Origin of the sequence: Pseudarthrobacter sulfonivorans, from assembly GCF_031454915.1 — a bacterium.
Taxonomy (GTDB): domain Bacteria; phylum Actinomycetota; class Actinomycetes; order Actinomycetales; family Micrococcaceae; genus Arthrobacter; species Arthrobacter sulfonivorans_C.
Map to the genome: position 1 here is coordinate 1 of NZ_JAVDRS010000025.1, position 1356 is coordinate 1356.

Genomic DNA, 1356 nt, shown 5'->3' on the forward strand with positions numbered 1-1356 from the left:
TGAACCGTCCCGGGAATCATGCCGCCTGTTTGTTGGCGGCGTCGTCGGGTAACGGGCCGGTTTGTAGATCATAATATGTCTGCTCATATTCCTCTGGCGTCTGGTGATCCAGGGCGGAATGCAGGCGTTCGTTGTTGTACCAGTGGACCCACTCGAAGACGATCTCCATCACGTCGCTTTCGGTCTTCAACGCCCCGCTGCGGAACGGTGAATCCTTCGCGACGGCCTCGTTCTTGAACAGCCCCATCACGGTCTCGGCGGCGGCATTGTCATAGGCATCACCCACGCTGCCAATGGACGGCTGCATGCCCTCCAAGGCCAGTGTGTCGGTGTAACGGATGGAGGTGTACTGGCTGCCCGCATCGGAATGATGGATCAGTCCCGCCGGCGCCGGGCGGCCGGTGTGCTGGCGCCGCCACAGGGCCATCCGCAGGCAGTGTTCGACGAACGCCGTGTCCTTGACGGTCGAGGTTTCCCAGCCGACGATCGCCCGGGAGTACAGGTCGATGACCAGGGCGACGTAGACGAATCCGGAGTAGACCGGGACGTAGGTGAAATCGGTCACCCAGATCTGGTTCGGGGCCGGGGCGGTGAAGTTCCTGTTCAGCAGGTCGCCGGCGCGCCGGCCGTCCTTGCCGGGGATGGTGGTGCGGGTCTTGCGGCCTCTGATGAGGCCGTTCATCCCCTCTTCACGCATGAGCCGGTCCACGGTGTGTTTGGAGGCTTCCGGGAATCCGTTCCGGCGCAGCCACTGCGTCATCTTCCGCCTCCCGTAGATGATCTCGGGACGGGGGCGTCCCTTCGCATCGGGGACTTTCAAGCTGCGGAGTGCATCGGTGATGCGTGCGTCTTCGATGGTGCGCAGGGCTGGCAGGCGTTTCTTCCACGCCCGGTAGGTTCGTGCGGCGACCTGCACGCCCTGCTCCCGCAGGACGGCGCAGATCGACTCGACCGCATAACCAACAGCGCGCATTTCGTCGATGAATCGACAGATCAGCGGCGGCGAGGGTCGAGCTCCCTCGCGAAGAAAATCGAGGCTTGTTTGAGGATCTCGTTGGACTCCTTCAAGTCCCGCACCTCAGCCCGAAGCCGCTTGATCTCCTCCAGCTCGTCACTGCTCGGACCGGTCTTCTCACCTGCATCAACCTGGGCCTGGACAACCCAACGGCGCAACGATTCAGGGCCGACTCCGAGCTTCGGCGCCAGTGCCTTGCAAGCAGCATAAACAGACGGGTATTCGGACAACCGATCCATGGTCATACGCACTGCACGGTCACGGACTTCGGGCGGAAACTGCTTGGGCATAATCACTATCTTTCTCACAGAAGATAGCGGCATCAAACCCGGGACGGTTCA

General features: G+C 62.0%; 1 protein-coding gene. It reads right to left on the reverse strand.

Annotated features, from left to right (window positions below; genetic code table 11):
- Positions 1 to 16 precede the first annotated feature (16 nt).
- Positions 17 to 1305 (reverse strand): IS3 family transposase gene (locus J2808_RS22205; RefSeq protein ID WP_309821028.1). Its coding sequence is split into 2 segments (ribosomal slippage): positions 17 to 1032 and positions 1032 to 1305, totalling 1290 coding nucleotides; the frame shifts between segments, so codons are not numbered across the junction.
- Between the last annotated feature and the right edge of the window lie 51 nt (positions 1306 to 1356).